This is a genomic window from Caulobacter sp. GW822-FHT07D08 (genome assembly GCF_058798735.1).
The window spans coordinates 242,709-262,193 of record NZ_JBXAKU010000005.1; the positions used below are offsets into that span (position 1 = coordinate 242,709).

Consider the following 19,485-nt stretch of genomic DNA (forward strand, 5'->3'; position numbering starts at 1 on the left):
ATGTTCCGTAGTCTCACCCTGATCCTGCTAGCCTCCACGGCGGTCAGCGCCTGCACCATGGCGCCGCGATATGAGCGCCCGGCCCTGCCGGTCGCTCAGGCCTGGTCCACGCCGACACCGGAGCCCACGGCGTCCGTCACGGCCGCCGACCTCGACTGGCGCCAGGTGCTGGTCGATCCGCGCCTGCAAGGCGTGGTCGACCTGGCCCTCAAGCAGAACCGCGACCTGCGCGTGGCGGTGCTGAACATCGAGAAGGCCCGCGCCCAGTACGGCGTCCAGCGCTCGGCCCTGTTCCCGGGGATCAACGGCGTGCTCAGCGAGCAACGCAGCCACTCCCCGGCCAGCGCCTCGCAGTTCGGCCAGATCCCCGGCGCGACCGGCGGGTCGATCGACACCGAGGTCTACAGCGCCACCATCGGCTTCACGGCCTATGAGCTTGACCTGTTCGGCCGCGTCCGCAGCCTGAACGCCCAGGCCCTGCAGAGCTTCTTCGCCACGCAGGAGACCAGCCGTTCGGTTCGCATCAGCCTGATCGCCGAGACCGCCAACGCCTGGCTGACCCTGGCCGCCGACCAGGAGCGCCTGGCCCTGGCCAGGGACACCCTGACCACCCGCGAGGACACGCTGCGCCTGACCCAGCAGCAGGTCGACGGCGGCGTCGGCTCGCTGGCCACCCTGCGCAACGCCCAGGTCCAGGCCGAGACGGCTCGGAGCGACATGGCGGTCTACACCGCCCAGGTCGCCCAGGACCGCAACGCCCTGACGCTGCTGGTCGGCGCGGACGTGCCCGCTGACCTGCTGCCGTCAAATGGTCCGGGCGGTAGCCTGGCGTCGGCCCGGATCCTGGCCGACCTGCCGGCGGGCCTGCCCTCGGACGTGCTGGCGCGTCGCCCCGACGTGCTGGCGGCCGAGCACCAGTTGCAGGGCGCCAACGCCAATATCGGCGCGGCCCGCGCGGCCTTCTTCCCGCGCATCAGCCTGACCGGCTCGCTAGGCTCGAGCAGCACCGAACTGGGCGACCTGTTCAAGAGCGGCAGCAAGGCCTGGAGCTTCACGCCCCAGATCAGCCTGCCGATCTTCGCCGGCGGGGCCAATGTGGCCAACCTGAACGTCTCCAAGGCCAACCGCGACATCGCCGTGGCGACCTACGAGAAGACCGTGCAGACGGCGTTCCGCGAGGTCTCCGACGCTCTGTCGGTGCGCGACACGGTCGGCGACCGCCTCGCCGCCCAGGAGCGCCTGGTCGTGGCCGCCACCGACAGCCAGCGCCTGTCGCAACAGCGTCGCGACGCCGGCCTCGACAGCGCCCTGACCCTGCTCGACAGCCAGCGCACCCTGTATTCGGCCCAGCAGGGCCTGATCACGGCGCGCCTGGCGCGGGCGACCAACCTCGTCACCCTCTACAAGACCCTCGGCGGCGGCGCGCCGGCGGCCTGAGGCTGAACGAACACGAGCTCCCCGGCGAGAGCCGGGGTGGTTCGCTGGCCATCATCCCCCACCCCGATGGTCGCGAACGGAAGGGCGTTCTCCTCCCCCCATCCCTGGAGGCGCCCTTCCACCCTTGTGGTGGGACTTGCCCGCTCCGCCCCCTTCAGCGCGCACGCGAACGGACCGGCCAACCCGGAATGGGGCGGATCATGCCAGAGGTTGTGTGACCCGACAGATGATTGCGATAAATGTAGGCCTATCGACACAAAGGCGGCTCTCCCAAGGTCCACCCTTGTGACGAACGTCAAGGCCGACGCATCCAACCGCGTCGTCTCGGCAAGGCCGCGCCACTGCCCCACAGGTTGGCGCGGTCTCTCGCCCCCTCAGCCCAGCGTCTAGAGCGGCAGTTGCACCGTGCTCTTGACCTCTTCCAGAACCGCATAGGTCCGGGTCTCGCGCACGCCGGGCATCTTGACCAGGATGTCGCCAAGGAAGCCGCGATAGGCCTCCATGTCGCGCACCCGGGCCTTGATCAAATAATCGAATCCGCCGGCCACCATGTGGCACTCCAGGATCTCGGGCGCGCGGCGCACCGAGGCGGCGAAGTCCTCGAACACCTCGCCCGTCGTGCGCTCCAGCACCACCTCGACGAAGATCAGCAGCGCCCGGTCGACCTTGGCCGGATCCAGCAGAGCCGCGTAGCCGGTGATGTAGCCGCGCTCGCGCAGTCGCCGGACGCGGTCGAAAGTGGCCGCCGGCGACAGGTTGCAGCGCTTGGCGAGCTCGGCGTTGGTGACACGGCCGTCGGCCTGCAAAACCCTCAACAGGCGGCGATCGGTGTCATCCAGAGCGGAAATGGCCATATTGAACTTTCGCCGAAGAAGCTTCGAAAATCAGCGGATACAAACGTAGCACATTCGTAATGTCTAGCGTTACACCTCCGATCGTTCCAGCCCCGCCCCGCGCCCTCCCCCTTAAAAGGCGCCCGGCGAAAACGGCCAGCCCGTAGGGGTGGAACACACGCGACGCTCGCCCCTCTCCCCCTAACCGGGCGTCGCGCAAGAGAGGAAGGGGCGCGATACTCCCCCAGCACGCGCCCCTTCCTCCCTCCCCATGTCCTTATTCTCGCTTCTGGAGCAGGCTTCGGCGCGCGCCTTCCGCCATGCTGGAGCGGATGATCATTTTCCGCGACTTTGCCGAAGAAGATACAGCGCCACCACGCGACAAACGAAGCACCTTTGCCCGAAGCCGAGTTAGACCGATGATATCCTAAACCAAGGGAACAACCATGACCGACTTGGCCCACTGGGACAGCCTCGACGACGGCAAGTATCGCGACGAAGCCGCGGTGATCGCCGACCTGCTGGCCGCCAAGCCCCTGTCCAGCGAGGACCGCGCCGCCGTCCGCGCCGAGGCCGAGGCCCTGGTCCGCGGGGCCCGTCGGTCCGTCCGCAAGCAGGGCGTGGTCGAAAGTTTCCTGCAGGAGTTCAGCCTGGGCACCCGCGAGGGCCTGGCGCTGATGTGCCTGGCCGAGGCCCTGCTGCGCACCCCTGACGACGACACCCGTGACAAGCTGATCGCCGAGAAGATCGGCTCGGCCGACTGGGCCAGCCACCTGGGCGGCAGCGACAGCCTGTTCGTCAACGCCTCGACCTGGGGCCTGATGCTGACCGGCAAGATCGTCGAGCCCGACGACGACGCCAAGAAGGACCTGCCCGGCTTCATCAAGAAGATGGCCGGTCGCCTGGGCGAACCCGTCATCCGCGCCGCCGTCGGCCAGGCCATCCGCATCATGGGCGAGCAGTTCGTCCTTGGACGGACGATCGAGGCCGCCATCAAGCGCGCGGCCGGCGAGAACACCATGTGCTCGTTCGACATGCTGGGCGAAGGCGCCCGCACCGCCGCCGACGCCGAGCGCTACGAGAAGTCCTATGCCGACGCGATTCAGACGGTCGGCAAGCTGTCGAACGGCGCCGGTCCGGAGAAGGGCCACGGCGTCTCGGTCAAGCTCTCGGCCCTGTGCCCGCGCTATGAAGCGACGCACGAGGATCGTGTGTGGGAAGAGCTTTATCCTCGCACCCTGCGCCTGGCCAAGATCGCCGCCCACCACAACCTCAACTTCACGATCGACGCCGAGGAAGCCGACCGCCTGGCCCTGTCGCTGAAGCTGCTGGACAAGCTGTGCCGCGAGCCGGAGCTGGGCGACTGGCAGGGGCTGGGCCTGGCCGTCCAGGCCTATCAAAAGCGCTGCGGCGAGGTCATCGCCCGCCTGCGCGCCCTCTCCGAAGAGACCGGACGCCGCCTGATGGTCCGCCTGGTCAAGGGCGCCTACTGGGACAGCGAGGTCAAGCGCGCCCAGGTCGCCGGCCGCCCGGACTATCCGGTCTACACGACCAAGCCGGCCACCGACCTGTCGTACCTGGTCAACGCCAAGGCCCTGATCGCCGGCGCCCCGCATCTCTACGCCCAGTTCGCCACCCACAACGCCCACACCCTGGCGGCCGTGGTGCGCATGGCCAAGAACGCCGGCGTCAAGATCGAGCACCAGCGCCTGCACGGCATGGGCGAGGCGCTCTACAAGGCCGCCGACGATCTCTATGACGGCGTCACCCTACGGGCCTACGCCCCGGTGGGCGGCCACGAGGATCTGCTGCCCTATCTGGTCCGCCGCCTGCTGGAGAACGGCGCCAACACCAGCTTCGTCCACGCCCTGCTGGACGAGCGGGTGCCGGTCGAAAAGGTCGTCACCGACCCGATCGACACCGTCGAGGCCCACCCGGACCGCCACGCCAAGATCCCGACGCCGATCGAGGTCTACGGTCCGCGCCGGAAGAACAGCGCCGGCCTTGATCTGTCGGTGAAGGCCGACCGCCAGCGCCTGGAAGCAGCCGTCGCCGCGCTGGACGGCGCCACCCAAAACAGTGGGATTTTGGCGGCTGGCCCGCTGATCGACGGCAAGGTCAGCGCCGGAACCCCGCCGCTGCCGGTCGTCGCCCCGGCCGACGACCACAAGGTGGTCGGCGCGGTCTCGGAAGCCCAGGCCGCGCAGATCGATGAGGCCTTCCGCCTGGCCCGCGCCGCGCAACCGGCCTGGGACCGCGCCGGCGGCGCCGCTCGCGCCAAGGTGCTGCGCGCCATGGCCGACGCCCTGGAAGCCGACATCGACCGCCTGATCGCCATCCTGGCCCGCGAAGCCGGCAAGACCCTGAGCGACGGCGTCGCCGAGGTCCGCGAGGCCGTCGACTTCTGTCGCTACTACGCGGTGCTGGCCGAGGATCAGTTCGGCGACGGCGAGGTGCTGAAGGGCCCGGTCGGTGAGACCAACACGCTCAAGCTGGCCGGTCGCGGCGTCTTCGTCTGCATCAGCCCGTGGAACTTCCCGCTGGCCATCTTCACCGGCCAGATCGCCGCGGCCCTGGCCGCCGGCAACGCCGTGCTGGCCAAGCCCGCCGAACAGACCCCGCTGATCGCCTTCGAGGCCGTGAAGCTCTACCACGCCGCTGGCCTGGACCCGCGCCTGCTGGCCCTGCTGCCCGGCCGTGGCGAGACCGTCGGCGCGGCCCTGACCGCCCACGAAGGCCTGGATGGCGTCGCCTTCACCGGCGGCACCGACACGGCCTGGCGGATCAACCAGACCCTTGCCGCCCGCCAGGGTCCGATCGTGCCGTTCATCGCCGAGACCGGCGGCCTCAACGGCATGTTCGTCGACACGACGGCGCAGCGCGAGCAGGTGATCGACGACGTGATCGTCTCGGCGTTCGGCTCGGCCGGCCAGCGCTGCTCGGCCCTGCGCCTGCTGTTCCTGCCGGAAGACACCGCCGACCACATCATCGACGGCCTGAAGGGCGCCATGGACGCCCTGGTCATCGGCGACCCGGCCCTGGCCGTCACCGACGTCGGCCCGGTCATCGACGCCGAGGCCCGCGACGCGCTGAAGAAGCATCAGGACCGCCTGATGCAGGACGCCAAGGTCCTGCACGTCCTGACCGCGCCGAACGGCGGCACGTTCTTCGCGCCGGTGCTGGCCGAGATCCCCGCCGCCGACTTCCTGGAGCGCGAGGTGTTCGGACCCGTTCTGCACGTGGTGCGCTACAAGCCGGAAAACCTCGAGCAGGTCGCCGGCGCGCTGGCTGCCCGCCGCTACGGCCTGACCCTGGGCGTCCACTCGCGGATCGAGAGCTTCGCGGCCGACGTCCAGCGCCTGGTCCCGGCTGGCAACGCCTATGTCAACCGCTCGATGACCGGCGCCGTGGTCGGCGTCCAGCCGTTCGGGGGCGAGGGCCTGTCGGGCACCGGTCCCAAGGCCGGCGGCCCCCACGCCCTGCTGCGCTTCGCGGTCGAGCGCGCGGTCAGCGTCAACATCACCGCCCAGGGCGGCGACCCGGCGCTGCTGAATCTGTAGGACTTGACGCCATCGGCCGTCGGCGAGACTCTGCGCCCATGGCCGATGGCTTCGACATCCATATCGACAACGAGCAGGCTGCCCAGCTGAAGGCTGGGGCGGACAGATTCGGCATGTCGGTGTCCGAGTACGCCTTGGCTCTCATAGACGCTGGCTTAACGGGCGCGCTTCCGAAAAGTATCGATCCGGATCCAGCCATCGACGAGGCTATCGCCGACGCCATCGAACGCGGCGAAGAGCCGACCATAACCCTCGACGAGTTCCGCGCGCATCTGCGCCGCGTGAGCGCGGCCCTAGATTGACCTTCACGGTTTCGGTCTCGGTCCGCGCCAAACGAGACTTCAACAGTCTTGTCGTCTGGCTCTTAGTCCGCGACGCACGTGCTGCCGCCAGACTTGGCCCGCTTGTCGAAGAGGCCGTGAACAGCTTGGCGGAAGCGCCCTTGAGAGGCCGCCTAGCCGGTCCGACTGTCCGCGAGATCAACATTCCCTTTGGCCAGCATGCTTACATCGTCCGCTATCGCGTCGATGGCTCGCAAGTGAACGTCATCCGTATCTTGCACAGCCTGCAACGTCGGTAGACGCCACCGCCGAATCTGCGACCGCCCATCTTCACAACCGTCACGCGTAGCGCCTAAGCTTCCCGACAAGAGTTAGGGGAGTTTCGGATCACATGCGTTTCCTGCCTCGCGCGGTCGTCGCCGCCGCCCTGTTCGCGCCCGCTTGCCTCGCCCCCATGGTCGCCTCGGCCCAGGTCGGGCCGATCGTCGGGGACTGGTACGGGACGCTGGACACCCCGCGCGGCAAGCTGCCGGTGGTGTTCCACATCAAGCCGGACGGCTCGGCCACGCTGGACAGCCCCCGGCAGATGGTCAAGGGCATGCCGGCCAGCGCGACCCTGGCCAAGGGCAAGATGACCCTGACGCTCAGCGCCGCGCCCGCAGGCTTCGAGGGAACGGTCTCGGCCGATGGCCAGGCCGTGCAGGGCGAATGGTCCCAGGGCGGCGCGGCCCTGCCCCTGACCATGAGCCGCGCCGCGCCGGTCGTGAGCCGTCCGCAGACGCCCAAGCCGCCCTTCCCCTATCGGGCGGAAGAGGTCTCGTACCGCAATCCGGCCTCGGGCCTGAAACTGGCCGCAACCCTGACCTTGCCCGAGGGACCGGGACCGTTCCCGGCCGTAGTGCTGATCAGTGGCTCCGGCACGCAGGACCGCGACGAGACGATCTTCGACCATAAGCCCTTCCTGGTCATCGCCGACGCCCTGACGCGCAAGGGCGTCGCGGTGCTGCGAGTCGACGATCGCGGGGCCGGCGGCTCGGACAAGGGCGATCCTGCAACGGCCGGCATCCCCGCCTTCGCCACCGACGTGGCCGCCGGCGTCGCTTTCCTGCGCGCGCGCGCGGACATCGATCCCACCCGCATCGGCCTGATCGGCCACAGCGAGGGCGGCCAGATCGCGCCGCTGGTCGCCGCCGACGACCCCCGCATCGCCTTTCTGGTGCTGATGGCCGCGCCGGGCGTCGACGGAACCGCGCTGCTGCTGGCGCAGAACCGGGCGCTGTTCACGGCCAATGGCCTGCCCGCCGATCAGGTCGAGATCATGATGAAGAACCGGGCCGAATGGTTCCAGGCCGCCCGCGACGCCCAGGACGTCGACGACGGGCGCGCGCGGCTGAACGCGGTGCTCGACCGTCAAGGCCTTCCAGCGACTTCGCCCCAGCGCGCCCAGGTGTTGGCCCTCTCCAGCGCGGCGGGACACTATATGCTGAACGCCCGCCCCGCCGACGCCCTGGCCAAGATCAAGATCCCCGTCCTGGCCATCGGCGGCTCGAAGGACCTGCAGGTGGACGCCAAGACGAACCTGGCCGCGATCCGCGCGGCCCTGGCTGGCGACGCCGACGTCACGGTCAAGGAGCTGCCGGGGCTGAACCACCTCATGCAGACCGCCGATACCGGCCTGCCCACCGACTACGGCCAGATCGAGGAAACCATCGCTCCCGTCGCCCTGACCACGGTCGTCGACTGGACGGTCGCCCACGCGGCGAAGAAGTGACCGCCTCGCGGCGCCAACTGCTGGCGGGCCTCGCCGCCCTGCCGGCGCTGGGCGCGGCCGGCGCGCCGGCCAAGGGCTTCGTCGCCGTGAAGGACGGCCGCCTCGCGCTGGACGAAAAGCCCTACCGCTTCGTCGGCGCGAACCTCTGGTACGGAGCTTGGCTTGGCTCGCCCGGCCCCACCGGCGATCGCGCACGCCTGGCGCGCGAGCTCGACCGACTGAAGGCTCTGGGCGTCACCAACCTAAGGGTCCTGGGCGCGGGCGAGCGCTCGCCGGCCAAGGCCGCCGTCTCGCCGACGATGCAGGAGGAGCCCGGCGTCTACAGCGCCGACCTGTTGAAGGGCCTCGACTGGCTGCTGGCCGAAATGGCCCGCCGCGACATGAAGGCGGTGATCTACGTCAACAACTTCTGGGACTGGTCGGGCGGCATGCCGGCCTATCTGAACTGGGTCGGCAATGGCCCCTGGTTCGAGGCCGGCGATCCGAAACATCCGTGGCCGGAATATCCGGACTATTCGGCCCGCTTCTATGCCGACGCCAAGGCCAACGCCCTGTTCCGCCGCTACCTGACCAGCCTGGTCCAGCGGACCAACAGCGTCACCGGCAAGGCCTATCGCGACGACCCGACGATCATGGCCTGGCAACTGGCCAACGAACCCCGCCCGGGCGGGACGGAAGCCAAGGCCGACACGCTTCTGCCGCCTTACTACGCGTGGATCCGCGAAACCTCGGCCCTGATCAAGGCCCAGGACCCGCGCCACCTGGTCTGCACCGGCAGCGAGGGCAGCATGGGGTGCCTGCGCAGCGAGGCCTGCGCGCTGGAGGCTCACCGGCCGGCGACCATCGACTATGTCACAGCCCACGTCTGGCCCAACAACTGGAGCTGGATCGATCCCAAGAACCAGCCGGCCACCTATGCGGAGGGCGAGGCCCGCTGCCGCGAGTACGTGACCCGCCACATCGCCCTGGCCAGGTCGCTCAACAAGCCGCTGGTCATCGAGGAGTTCGGCCTGATCCGCGACGCCCGCACTTTCGCGCCCGGCTCGGCGACGGCCGACAAGGACCGTTTCTACCGCACGATCTACGGCCTGGCCCTGGACGATATGAAGGCCGGCGGCCCGACGGCCGGGACCAACTTCTGGGCGTGGAACGGCGAAGGCCGCGCCCAGCACGGCGACGCCTGGTTCGCGCCCGGCGACAAGAGCTTCGTCGGCGATCCGCCCCAGGAGGAGCAGGGCCTCTACGGCGTCTTCGACACCGACGCCGCGACCCTGGCGGTGATCGCCGAGCATGCGGCGGCAGTGCGGGCGCTTTAGCGAGCGGCCGTCAGCGCCAGAGCCTGCCGCACCGCCTCGGGCAGGCGCGGGGCCAGGCGGCGGGCCTTGAGGGCCGGGCCGTCCGTGCCGCGAAAACCGACCAGGACGTCGGGCTCGACCCCGCCGATCTCGTTGGAGCCGTCGGCCCGCAGGCGCAGGCAATCGGGCAGCGACAAGCGACCGCCGCTGTTCTTCAGCACCACCGGACCGGCCTCGGTGGCGTGGCCGCAGCCGGCGCCCAGGGTCGGCGAGCCCAGGATGATCCCGGCCCTGTTGTCCTGGATCATCGCGGCGAATTCCTCGGAGGCGCTGGCCGACCCGCCGTCGACCAGCACGATCAGCGGGCCGGACCAGACGCCTTCGCGCCAGGACCATTTGGCCGGACCGAACACGGACTGGCCCCAGGGCTTGTCAGCCAGGACCGCCGGGTCGCCCGAGGCGCGGACGCCGCTGCTGTAGCCGGAGTCGATCATTAGCGCGCAGGGCTGGCCCTCGACGCACGGCTTGCGGGCCTCGGCGGCGCGGCGGCGCAGATCCTTGGCCTCGGCCAGCAGGGCGGCCTTCGACGCCCCGTGTTCCTCGCCGACATTGTTCTCGATATCCAAGGCCAGGCTGTCGAGCTGGTCGGCGGCCTGGGGCGAGCGCACCAGGCGCATCGGCGCGCTCTTCAGGCGTACGGGCGTGACCATGCGGGCGGCGATCTCGGTCCATTCGCGGCCGCCGCCGTTGCCGGCCAGATCGATCATCAGCACCCGCGCACCGGCCGCCTTCACGGTCGCCAGGCGCGCGGCGAAGCGGTCGGTCAGTTCCTGGTAGACGGCGGTGTCCAGCTTGCTCGAGCAGTCGCCGTCGCAAGGCTTGTCCAGCGGCAGCTGCAGCTTGGCGGCGGCGGCCTCGCACACGGCGGGGTCGGCCATGAAGATGTTGATCTGCACGACGCCGACCTTGTGGTCGTCGACGGTGACCAGACCGCCTGGGAACTCGCGCGCGCCCTCGCCCGTGTCCAGCGGCGTCCAGCCCGGCAGGCCCGAGGCGACCGGCGGGCGCGGCCGGAAAGGGCGTTGGTCGGCGCAAGGCGTGGCGGACGGGGCCGTGACCTTGGGCGCCGGAACGGCCGGGCTCCAGTCGACCCGCACATGGCCGTCGGCCAGGGACGCCAGGGCGCGATCCAGCAGGGCGCGCGCCTCGGCGTCCGACGTGGTCTTGGCCAACCCCGCCTCGACCGCCTTGAAGCTGGTGTCGAGGTTCAGGCCCCGGTCGATCGTCAACCAGTCGAGATTGGCGTAGCGACTGCCCAGCGCCGCGCGGATCTGACGGGCGTCCTCGATCCACGGCGCGGGATCGTAGGCCAGGGCGGGCGCGGCGAGGCCCATCAGGGCGACGGCGGCGACGGCGGCGCTGAGGCGCGAGATCATGAAAGGCTCCCCCGGAAAGCTTCCGCCAAGCCTCCTAGTCGCCGAACGCCGCTACGCCACGTTAAAACGACGAAAGGTGCGGGATTCGAGCGGGCGAAAGTGGATTGTTACCGGTGTCATTCGTGCTACCGCTACGGCAAAGCGCGCCAGGAAGGCGCCGGAGGAACCGCTGTGCACACCGCCACCCGCCGCACCCTGATCACCGGGGCCGCCGCCCTGGCCGCTTATGGCGCCCTGCCCCGCGCCGGCTATGCGGCGCAGAAGCGCTCCCCCGTCGTGGCCACCACCGCCGGCAAGGTGCGCGGCTATGTCGAGGACGGAGTCAGCGTCTTCAAGGGTCTGCGCTACGGCCAGGACACTGGCGGCGTGCGGCGCTTCATGCCCCCCGTCAGGCCCGAGCCCTGGACCGAGATAAAGGACGCCCTGACCTATGGCGCGTCCTGCCCCCAGGGCAAGGGCAAGGAAGAAACGCAGTCCGAGGACTGCCTGTTCCTCAACGTCTGGACCCCGGCCAAGGCCGGCAAGACCGGCCTCGCGGATGGCGGCAAGCGGCCGGTGATGGTCTACATCCACGGCGGCGCCTACAACACCGGCTCGGGCAGCCACCCCTGGTATGTGGGGACCAAGCTGGCCAAGCGCGGCGACGTCGTGGTGGTCACGGTCAACCACCGCCTGAACGCCTTCGGCTATCTGTATCTCGCCCGCCTGTTCAACGATCCGTCGGTGGCCGACAGCGGCAATGCCGGCCAGCTGGATCTTGTCCTGGCCCTGCGATGGGTGCGCGACAATATCGCGGCCTTCGGCGGCGATCCCGGCCGGGTGATGCTGTTCGGCCAATCCGGCGGCGGGGCCAAGATCGCCACCCTGCTGGCCCAGCCGAACGCCAAGGGCCTGTTCCACCGCGCCGCCACCATGAGCGGCCAGCAGGTCACCGCCGGCGGCCCGTTCAATGCGACGAAGCGCGCCAAGGCGTTCATGGAGAAGGTCGGCGCCCAGGACCTGGCGTCCTTGCGCGCCCTCTCGGCCGACAAGATGGTCGAAGGTCTGCGGGCCGTCGATCCGATCGCCGGCGTGGGCGGGGTCTATATGGGCCCGGTGCTGGACGAGCGGACCCTGGACCGCCACCCGTTCTTCCCGGACGCCGCGCCGGTCGGTCTGTCCGTGCCGATGATGTGCGGCAACACCCACGACGAGACCAAGGGCTTCATCGGCTGGGACGCCGGGGCGTTCCCCAAGAGCTGGGACGAGGTGATCGCCCGGCTGCCGGGCCAGTTCAACGCCCGCATCGACATCGCCCCCGAGACGGTCGTGGCCTTCTACCGCAAGACCTATCCGAACTACTCGCCGTCGGACGTCTATTTCGCCGCCTCGACGGCTGGCCGCTCGTGGAAGGCCGCGATCATCCAGGACGAGGAACGCGCCAAGGCCGGCGCTCCGGCCTTCGCCTACCAGGTCAACTGGAAGTCGCCCAAGGACGGCGGGATCTTCGGCGCGCCGCACACCATCGACATCGGCCTGGTGTTCGGCACGCTGGACGCCAAGGGCTCGATCGTCGGGACGGGGCCGGAGTCGGTCGCCATGTCCAACACGATGAGCGACGCCTTCGTCAACTTCGCCCGCAACGGCGATCCGAACGGCGGCGCCCTGCCGAAGTGGGAGCCCTACACCCTGCCCCGCCGCCAGACGATGGTGTTCGACACCACGACGCGGCTGGAGGACGACCCGCGCGGGGCCGAGCGCGCGTTCTTCAACCGCGTGCCGTTCACCCAGTTCGGGACTTGATCTCGTAAGGGAGCGTCAGCGGCAGATGCTGGACCAGGATCCGCGACGTCGGTTCCCGATCGGGCTGCACGGGCGGCGGCTCGCCGAAGACGGCGGCCCACAGGGCGATCCACGCTTGACGCTCTTCGTACTCCACCGGGCGAACTCCTTTCGGGGGTTCAAATGGCTCGGCGGAACAAGGGGTTGCTGGTTAACGCGCGGGTAACCAGGCTTTCGTGCTGGAGCTTCCGCGAGAAGCCCCCCGTAACGCGGGAAGCTGTCGCGGACGACCGAGGTCGCCGAGGCGGCGGTCAGGCCACTTTGGCACGCCTCGGCTAGAGATCGGCAAAAAGAAAAAGGGCGAGTCCGGAGACTCGCCCTTTCGATGACCTTTAGGTCGAGATGTCCGGCTTAGCGGAACAGGCTGAGGATCGACGAGCTCGAGGAGTTCGCGATCGACAGGGCCTGGATGCCCAGCTGCTGCTTGGTCTGCAGCGACTGCAGCTTGGCGCTTTCCTTGGCCAGGTCGGCGTCCACCAGGTTGCCGACGCCGGCGTCCAGGCTGTCCTGCAGCTTGCCGACGAAGGTCAGGTGGGTGTCGAGGCCGGTCGAGGCCGTACCCAGCGAGGCCAGCTTGTTGGTGGCCGTGCCGATGGCCTTGTCGACGGTGGTGATCATCGACTTGGCCGTCGAGGCCGAGGTGAAGGTGTTGCTGCCGCTCACCAGGCCGAGACCGGTCAGGCCCAGGGTCTGGGCCTTGACGGTGAAGCCCGAGCCGTCCGAGTTGGCCAGGAAGGTCATTTGCGTGGCCTTGCCGTCGGCCAGGCTGACGCCGTTGAACTTGGCGTTGTCGGCGGCCTTCTGGACCTGTTCGCGCAGCGAGTCGAAGTCCGACTTCAGCGCGTTGAACGAGGCGGTGTTCAGCGAGGTGTCGGAAGCGGCCAGGGCCTTTTCCTTCATCTTGCCGAGCAAATCGGTGATCGTGTCGCCGGCGGCCAGGGCCACGTCGATGGTCGACTGGCCGCGCTGCAGCGAGTCCTTCACCGAGTTCAGCGACGACGAGTTGGCGGTCTGCGTCTTGGCCATGGCCCAGATCGCGCCGTTGTCCTTGGCGTTACCGACCTTCTTGCCGGTGTTGATGCGTTGCTGGACGACGCCCAGTTCGCTGTTGGTGGTGTTGAGGTTTTGAAGGGCGATCAGCGCGCCCGAGTTCGTGTTGATGCTGTTCAGCGCCATGACGAAACAACTCCTATTCGAGGTGTTCCGGCGTCGTTTTGACAACCGGCGGGCGTTTTGCCCGCCGCGACACTATGCCACCCGCTCTTTCAATATTGTTGATGAGCGACAGCCCCCGACTGAATCATCGAACCTTTTCCTTAAGAAACAAGGCCCGGACGTTAGGACTCATTACTATATTTCCGAAAGTGTCCCAAATTGGCACACATTCAAACACCCCTCACTCTACCTGATGATTCCCACCTAGACTCTGAGAGACTGCGCGCAAAAGAAAAAGGGCGAGTCCGGAGACTCGCCCTTTCGACGACCTTTAGGTCGAAGACGTCCGACTTAGCGGAACAGGCTGAGGATCGACGAGCTCGAGGAGTTCGCGATCGACAGGGCCTGGATGCCCAGCTGCTGCTTGGTCTGCAGCGATTGCAGCTTGGCGCTTTCCTTGGCCAGGTCGGCGTCCACCAGGTTGCCGACGCCGGCGTCCAAGCTGTCTTGCAGCTTGCCGATGAAGGTCAGGTGGGTGTCGAGGCCGGTCGAGGCGGTGCCCAGCGAGGCCAGCTTGTTGGTGGCGGTGCCGATGGCCTTGTCGAGCGTGGCGATCATCGACTTGGCCGAGCTGGCCGAGGCGAAGGTCGAGGTCGCGGTCGTGCTCAGGCCGAGACCGGCCAGACCCAGGGTCTGGGCCTTGACGGTGAAGCCCGAGCCGTCCGAGTTGGCCAGGAAGGTCATCTTCGAGGCCTTGCCGTCGGCCAGGCTGACGCCATTGAACTTGGCGTTATCGGCGGCCTTCTGGACCTGTTCGCGCAGCGAGTCGAAGTCCGACTTCAGCGCGTTGAACGAGGCGGTGTTCAGCGAGGTGTCGGAAGCGGCCAGGGCCTTTTCCTTCATCTTGCCGAGCAGGTCGGTGATGGTGTCGCCGGCGGCCAGGGCCACGTCGATGGTCGACTGACCGCGTTGCAGAGAGTCCTTCACCGAGTTCAGCGCCGACGAGTTGGAGGTCTGCGTCTTGGCCATGGCCCAGATCGCGCCGTTGTCCTTGGCCGAGCCAACCTTCTTGCCGGTGTTGATGCGTTGTTGGACGGAGCCCAGCTCGGCGTTCGTCGAGTTCAGGTTTTGCAGGGCGATCAGAGCGCCCGAGTTCGTGTTGATGCTGTTCAGCGCCATAACGAAGAAACTCCTATTCGAGGTATTCCGGCGTCATTTTGACGACCGGTGGGCGTTTTGCCCAATACGAACCTCGCACAACGAGCTTACGGCTTCGTTTAATTTTCAGTATTACACAATTAACAATTCAAACTATTTCGTTTACTATTAAAGCCAGATCAACTTTGAATTTGAATTAACGAGCGATAACACTTTGTATCAAAATGGCACATCTTAGGTATTGCCTACGATGACTTGGTAATCGCCCAGGCCCCACCTCAGCCTCCCCGGCTTCCCCGGGAGGCTGGGGCGGACCGGCGGCCGGCTCTCAGCGGCCCGCCAGGTACAGACGGCGCGAGCGATAGGGCCTGGCGATCGCCCGGATGGTCACGATGAAGACGAAACCTCTCCAGAGGTCGGCGAAAAGGCCGTTGCGGCGACGCATGACGAGACTCCTTGCTTTCCAGTTCAACGAAAGAAGGGGCCGACCGGCTCCCCGGGAGGGGGAAGGAGCCGGCCGGCCCCTCACGGCCGGTCGCTAGCGATGTGACCGGCTAAAGCCGGGGCTTGAGATCAGCCGTGCAGCTTGATCGCCGTTTCGGCGATGCGGCGGCCCTGGTAACGGGCGCCGGTCAGCTCGTTCTCGCTGGGCTGACGCGAGCCGTCGCCGCCGGCGATGGTGGTGGCGCCGTAGGGGCTGCCGCCGGTGATTTCGTCCAGGGTCATCTGACCGGCGTGGCCGTAGTCCATACCCACGATGGTCGTGCCGAAGTGCAGCAGGTTGGTGATGATCGAGAACAGGGTGGTTTCCTGGCCGCCGTGCTGGGTGGCGGTCGAGGTGAAGGCGCCGGCCACCTTGCCGTGCAGGGCGCCGCGGGCCCACAGGCCGCCGGCCTGGTCGAAGAACGCCGCGACCTGCGAGGCCATGCGGCCGAAGCGGGTCGGCGCGCCGACGATGATCGCGTCATAATTGGCCAGATCCTCGACCGAGGCGACGGGAGCATCCTGGTCGAGCTTGAAGTGGGCGCTCTTGGCGATGTCCAGCGGCACGGTTTCGGGTACGCGCTTGATGTCGACGCTCGCGCCGGCTTCGCGGGCGCCCTCGGCGACGGCCTTGGCCATCGTCTCCAGGTGACCGTAGGACGAATAGTAGAGAACCAGAACCTTGGCCATGACGGCGAACCCTCGGTGTCTTGCTTGGCGGAAGCGTCATGCCCCGTCGTTGACGCGCCTTTTGGCGCCGCTTGAGCTTGCGAAACAGCCGAATAAAATCGTCTAGTATGTTCGAGATTTTCGAATGCCAATCTTAGGTCCTGGAGCCCGATGACCGCCGAGCCCGGCCTTCCCACCCTCGACCAGCTGTCCGTATTCCTCGCCGTGGTCGAGGCGGGCAGCTTCGCGGGCGCGGCCCGGCGGATGAACCGGGCCAATTCGGTGGTCAGCTACGCGATCGCCAATCTGGAGGCCCAGCTGGGCCTGACGCTGTTCGACCGCGACGCGGCCAAGACGCCGGTGCTGACCGAAGCCGGCCGGGTGGTGCTGGCCCAGGCCCGGGTGATCGCCGGCGACGTCGCGTCCCTCCGGGCCCAGGCCAGGGGCCTGATCCAGGGGCTGGAGGCCGAGGTCAACCTGGTGCTGGACGTCATGCTGCCCACCGCCCGGGTGGTCGACGCCCTGCGCGCCTTCCGCGAGGCCTTCCCGACCGTGACCCTGCGCCTCTATGTCGAGGGCCTGGGCGCGGTGACCCAGATGGTGCTGGACCGCCGGGCCACGATCGGCGTCGCCGGACCGCTGGACGTCGTCAACGGCGGCGACGCCCTGGAGACCATCGCCGTGGGCTCGACCCTGCTGATCCCCGTCGCCGCGCCGGACCATCCGCTGGCCCAGGGCCGCAATCCGCCGGGCGCGGCGCGCGGCCATACCCAGCTCGTTCTGACCGACCGATCGAAGCTGACCGACGGTCGCGACTTCGCCGTCGGCAGCGTCCACACGTGGCGGCTGGCCGACCTCGGCGCCAAGCACCTGCTGATGAAGGAGGGCTTCGGCTGGGGCAACATGCCCGAGCCGATGGTCCGCGAGGACATCGCCGCCGGCCGCCTGAAGCGCCTCGACATGCCGGACCTGAGCGACGCGGTCTACACGCTGCACGCCATCTATCGCAGCGACACCCCGCCCGGTCCCGCCACCGCTTTCCTGATCGAACGGTTCCGCAGCCAGGCCAATTGAGCCGCCCGCCGCGCTTTGGTCAGACCTATGGCCTGAACACTCTTGCCGAACCGGCGCGGGGCGGCTGTATTCGCACGCGCTCCAAGGAACACCCGATGCAGACTCCCTATGTCGCCGCCGCCGACCGCTACGCGGCCATGCCCTATCGCCGCACCGGCCGCAGCGGCCTGGATCTCCCGGCGATCTCGCTGGGCCTGTGGCAGAACTTCGGCGGGGCCGACGTGTTCGAGACCGGCCGCGCCATCCTGCGCCGGGCCTTCGATCTGGGGATCACCCATTTCGACCTCGCCAACAACTACGGCCCGCCCTACGGCTCGGCGGAGGAGAACTTCGGCAAGGTGCTGGAGAGCGACTTCAGGGCCCACCGCGACGAACTGGTCATCTCGACCAAGGCCGGCTGGGACATGTGGCCCGGCCCCTATGGCGGCATAGGCGGGTCGCGGAAATATCTGATCGCCAGCTGCGACCAGAGCCTCAAGCGCATGGGCGTCGACTATGTCGACATCTTCTACTCGCACCGCGTCGATCCCACGACGCCGCTGGAGGAGACCATGGGGGCGCTGGCCCACCTGCACCGACAGGGCAAGGCGCTCTATGTCGGGATCTCGTCCTACTCGCCCGAGCTCACCCGCAAGGCCCACGCGATCCTGAAGAGCGAGGGCGTGCCGCTGCTGATCCACCAGCCGTCCTATTCGATGGTCAATCGCTGGATCGAGGATGCGCTGCTGGACACCCTGGACGACCTCGGCGTCGGCTGCATCGCCTTCTCGCCGCTGGCCCAAGGGCTGTTGACCAGCAAGTACCTGAACGGCGTGCCGACGGACTCGCGGGCGGCCCGGGACGGCTCGTTCGGCGGGCATCTGCTGACCCAGGACAATCTGGATCGCATCAAGGCCCTGAACGCGATCGCCCAAGGTCGTGGCCAGACCCTGGCCCAGATGGCGATCGCCTGGACCCTCCGCGATCCGCGCGTCACCTCCGCCCTGATCGGCGCCCGCACCGTCGCCCAGTTGGAGGATTCCCTAGCGGCGCTGAAGGGCGTCACCTTCTCGGCCGAGGAGCTGGCGCTGATCGATCGCCATGCCTCCGAAGGCGGCGTCGACCTGTGGAAAGTGTCGTCGACCCTGGCAGACGGCGATCTGCCGCGTCGCTGATAGCCAAGGTTTAATGTTCCGGCGCTTGGCCGACCTGTCGCGTTTGCATATGGTTCTCGGTGATGGATAAGGGCGCTCACACCCTGCCTGACCAGGCCAACGGCCTGGAACGCCTCACCGAACGTGAGCGCGAGTGTCTCCGACTCGTCGATCGTCACATGAGCTCCAAGGAGATCGCCCGCGAACTGGGCCTCTCCAAGCACACCGTCGACTGGCACCTGGACAAGGCCCGCAAGCGCCTGGGCGCGGCCGACCGCTACGACGCGGCGCGCCGCGTCTTCGACCGGGCGTATCAGGCGGGCGATCAGGGTCCCCATCAGGGGGGCGCCCCCCCTCCTATCGCGCCCCCCCCTCCTATCGCGTCGGGGTCCGACACGGCCCGGCTAGGCGAACATCCTTCCTCGCGGTCTGCTGACCTCATCGAGGAAGGAGTTCCCAGTGAACGAGTTGACCCCCCACCAGAAGGACGCGATCGGCCGAGCCACGCACCTGCGCCAGGAAGTGTCGAGCTTCCGGCACGCGTGGCCCCTGCTGAATTCGGCCGAGACCATGCCCCCGATCACGTGGAGCGAGCTCGAGCGCCAGCTTCAGAACCTGTCGGTGACTCCGGCGGGCGCTTCGATGGTGCACGACCTGGTGGAAGCCACCCGCAAGCAGGCTTCGTTCAAGCCCAGCGAGTTGGTGATGCGGGAGATCCTGTGCATCGCCAGCGCGGTGATGGACGAGACGTTCCTGTCGGACTTGTCCTCTTCGGACTCGGAGGAGGACGGCCCAATCATCTGAGCCTGCCCCTGCGATTGGCCTTCATCGCCGCCGTGATGATCGTGACCGCGTTCGCATTCGGCTCGATCCTGGCGGGGCTCCACGCACTGCAAGGCCTGTTTCCGTAAGATTTCCGCCTCCGGGGAGCCGGGGCGTCCATCCGCCCAGATTTTCACCTCAGCAACGCGCCGGGAGCTCTCGGCGCGAGGAGACTTCTCATGCTCAAGCAACGCCGCCTGGCCGCCGAGACCGTGGCCGAAGCTCTGTTCGCCGCCGAAAAGGCCATCGACGCCGCCATCACCCGCACCGCCGCCCTGGCCGGGCTGATGCCGACCACCCGCCAGGACGCCAACCTCTCGGCGCTGGTCGGCCAGGACGCCCTGATGGCGGCGATCAACACCATGCAGGCCCTGGGCGCGGCCCGCGAGGGCATCGTGGTCACGCACAAGCACCTGTCGACCGCCCAGCACGACATCGGCCTATCGGCCGTCTCCTTCGGCGAAGGCGCCGTCAAGCCGGCCGGCCTGATCGAGACCAGCCCCAGCGGCCGCCTGACCGTCGCCGCCTAGACACGAGCGCGCCTCTCGCCGGTCTCG

Annotated in this window: 16 protein-coding genes and 1 pseudogene; 12 read left to right on the forward strand and 5 right to left on the reverse strand. The window is 68.2% G+C overall.

The window, feature by feature from the left end; all coding sequences use genetic code 11:
• A complete protein-coding gene (locus tag AC1RJ9_RS12075) occupies positions 1 to 1,437 on the forward strand; it encodes an efflux transporter outer membrane subunit (protein WP_492837128.1) in 1,437 nt (478 codons plus the stop codon).
• Positions 1,438 to 1,823: 386 nt separating this feature from the next.
• On the opposite strand, the gene AC1RJ9_RS12080 is transcribed toward AC1RJ9_RS12075, so the two are convergent.
• Positions 1,824 to 2,291, reverse strand: coding sequence for an Lrp/AsnC ligand binding domain-containing protein (locus tag AC1RJ9_RS12080; protein WP_492837129.1), 468 nt, complete (start codon positions 2,289 to 2,291; stop codon positions 1,824 to 1,826).
• Positions 2,292 to 2,725: 434 nt separating this feature from the next.
• On the opposite strand from AC1RJ9_RS12080, the gene putA reads away from it, so the two are divergent.
• From putA to AC1RJ9_RS12105, 5 genes are all read left to right on the forward strand, one after another.
• On the forward strand, positions 2,726 to 5,830 hold the full coding sequence (gene putA, locus AC1RJ9_RS12085) for a bifunctional proline dehydrogenase/L-glutamate gamma-semialdehyde dehydrogenase PutA (RefSeq protein WP_492837235.1): 3,105 nt from the start codon (positions 2,726 to 2,728) through the stop codon (positions 5,828 to 5,830).
• A 38-nt stretch (positions 5,831 to 5,868) separates the two neighbouring features.
• Complete coding sequence (locus tag AC1RJ9_RS12090) at positions 5,869 to 6,132, forward strand: antitoxin (RefSeq protein ID WP_492837130.1); 264 nt, start codon at positions 5,869 to 5,871, stop codon at positions 6,130 to 6,132.
• Entirely contained in the window at positions 6,129 to 6,410 is a 282-nt protein-coding gene (locus tag AC1RJ9_RS12095) for a type II toxin-antitoxin system RelE/ParE family toxin (RefSeq protein ID WP_492837131.1), read from the forward strand. The genes AC1RJ9_RS12090 and AC1RJ9_RS12095 overlap by 4 nt, the downstream gene beginning before the upstream one ends.
• Before the next feature lie 92 nt (positions 6,411 to 6,502).
• On the forward strand, positions 6,503 to 7,882 hold the full coding sequence (locus AC1RJ9_RS12100; RefSeq protein ID WP_492837132.1) for an alpha/beta hydrolase family protein: 1,380 nt from the start codon (positions 6,503 to 6,505) through the stop codon (positions 7,880 to 7,882).
• Entirely contained in the window at positions 7,879 to 9,198 is a 1,320-nt protein-coding gene (locus tag AC1RJ9_RS12105) for a glycoside hydrolase 5 family protein (RefSeq protein WP_492837133.1), read from the forward strand. The genes AC1RJ9_RS12100 and AC1RJ9_RS12105 overlap by 4 nt, the downstream gene beginning before the upstream one ends.
• Here the strand turns inward: AC1RJ9_RS12105 and AC1RJ9_RS12110 are convergent.
• A complete protein-coding gene (locus AC1RJ9_RS12110) occupies positions 9,195 to 10,613 on the reverse strand; it encodes a S41 family peptidase (protein WP_492837134.1) in 1,419 nt (472 codons plus the stop codon). The two genes, AC1RJ9_RS12105 and AC1RJ9_RS12110, sit on opposite strands and share 4 nt — an antisense overlap.
• Before the next feature lie 171 nt (positions 10,614 to 10,784).
• Here AC1RJ9_RS12110 and AC1RJ9_RS12115 point away from each other — a divergent pair, with 171 nt between their 5' ends.
• The gene (locus AC1RJ9_RS12115) at positions 10,785 to 12,395 is read left to right on the forward strand and encodes a carboxylesterase/lipase family protein (RefSeq protein ID WP_492837135.1); all 1,611 of its coding nucleotides are present in this window, start codon (positions 10,785 to 10,787) and stop codon (positions 12,393 to 12,395) included.
• 390 nt (positions 12,396 to 12,785) lie between these two features.
• Here the strand turns inward: AC1RJ9_RS12115 and AC1RJ9_RS12120 are convergent, their stop codons facing one another.
• From AC1RJ9_RS12120 to wrbA, 3 genes are all read right to left on the reverse strand, one after another.
• Positions 12,786 to 13,610 (reverse strand): flagellin, encoded by an 825-nt coding sequence (locus AC1RJ9_RS12120; protein WP_492837136.1) that lies wholly within the window; start codon positions 13,608 to 13,610, stop codon positions 12,786 to 12,788.
• 330 nt (positions 13,611 to 13,940) lie between these two features.
• Positions 13,941 to 14,768 (reverse strand): flagellin, encoded by an 828-nt coding sequence (locus AC1RJ9_RS12125; RefSeq protein ID WP_492837137.1) that lies wholly within the window; start codon positions 14,766 to 14,768, stop codon positions 13,941 to 13,943.
• Positions 14,769 to 15,320: 552 nt separating this feature from the next.
• On the reverse strand, positions 15,321 to 15,920 hold the full coding sequence (gene wrbA / locus AC1RJ9_RS12130) for an NAD(P)H:quinone oxidoreductase (RefSeq protein ID WP_492837138.1): 600 nt from the start codon (positions 15,918 to 15,920) through the stop codon (positions 15,321 to 15,323).
• 150 nt (positions 15,921 to 16,070) lie between these two features.
• Between wrbA and AC1RJ9_RS12135 the strand changes: the two genes are divergently transcribed.
• From AC1RJ9_RS12135 to AC1RJ9_RS12155, 5 genes and pseudogenes are all read left to right on the forward strand, one after another.
• Positions 16,071 to 16,973, forward strand: coding sequence for a LysR family transcriptional regulator (locus tag AC1RJ9_RS12135; protein ID WP_492837139.1), 903 nt, complete (start codon positions 16,071 to 16,073; stop codon positions 16,971 to 16,973).
• A 95-nt stretch (positions 16,974 to 17,068) separates the two neighbouring features.
• Positions 17,069 to 18,127: an L-glyceraldehyde 3-phosphate reductase gene (mgrA, locus tag AC1RJ9_RS12140; protein WP_492837140.1), complete on the forward strand. Its 1,059-nt coding sequence runs from the start codon at positions 17,069 to 17,071 to the stop codon at positions 18,125 to 18,127.
• A gap of 158 nt (positions 18,128 to 18,285) precedes the next feature.
• Positions 18,286 to 18,339: pseudogene (locus AC1RJ9_RS12145) on the forward strand (hypothetical protein); the annotation flags it as partial.
• A gap of 226 nt (positions 18,340 to 18,565) precedes the next feature.
• Positions 18,566 to 18,910 (forward strand): hypothetical protein, encoded by a 345-nt coding sequence (locus AC1RJ9_RS12150; RefSeq protein ID WP_492837141.1) that lies wholly within the window; start codon positions 18,566 to 18,568, stop codon positions 18,908 to 18,910.
• 197 nt (positions 18,911 to 19,107) lie between these two features.
• On the forward strand, positions 19,108 to 19,458 hold the full coding sequence (locus AC1RJ9_RS12155) for a hypothetical protein (RefSeq protein WP_492837142.1): 351 nt from the start codon (positions 19,108 to 19,110) through the stop codon (positions 19,456 to 19,458).
• Positions 19,459 to 19,485 lie beyond the last annotated feature (27 nt).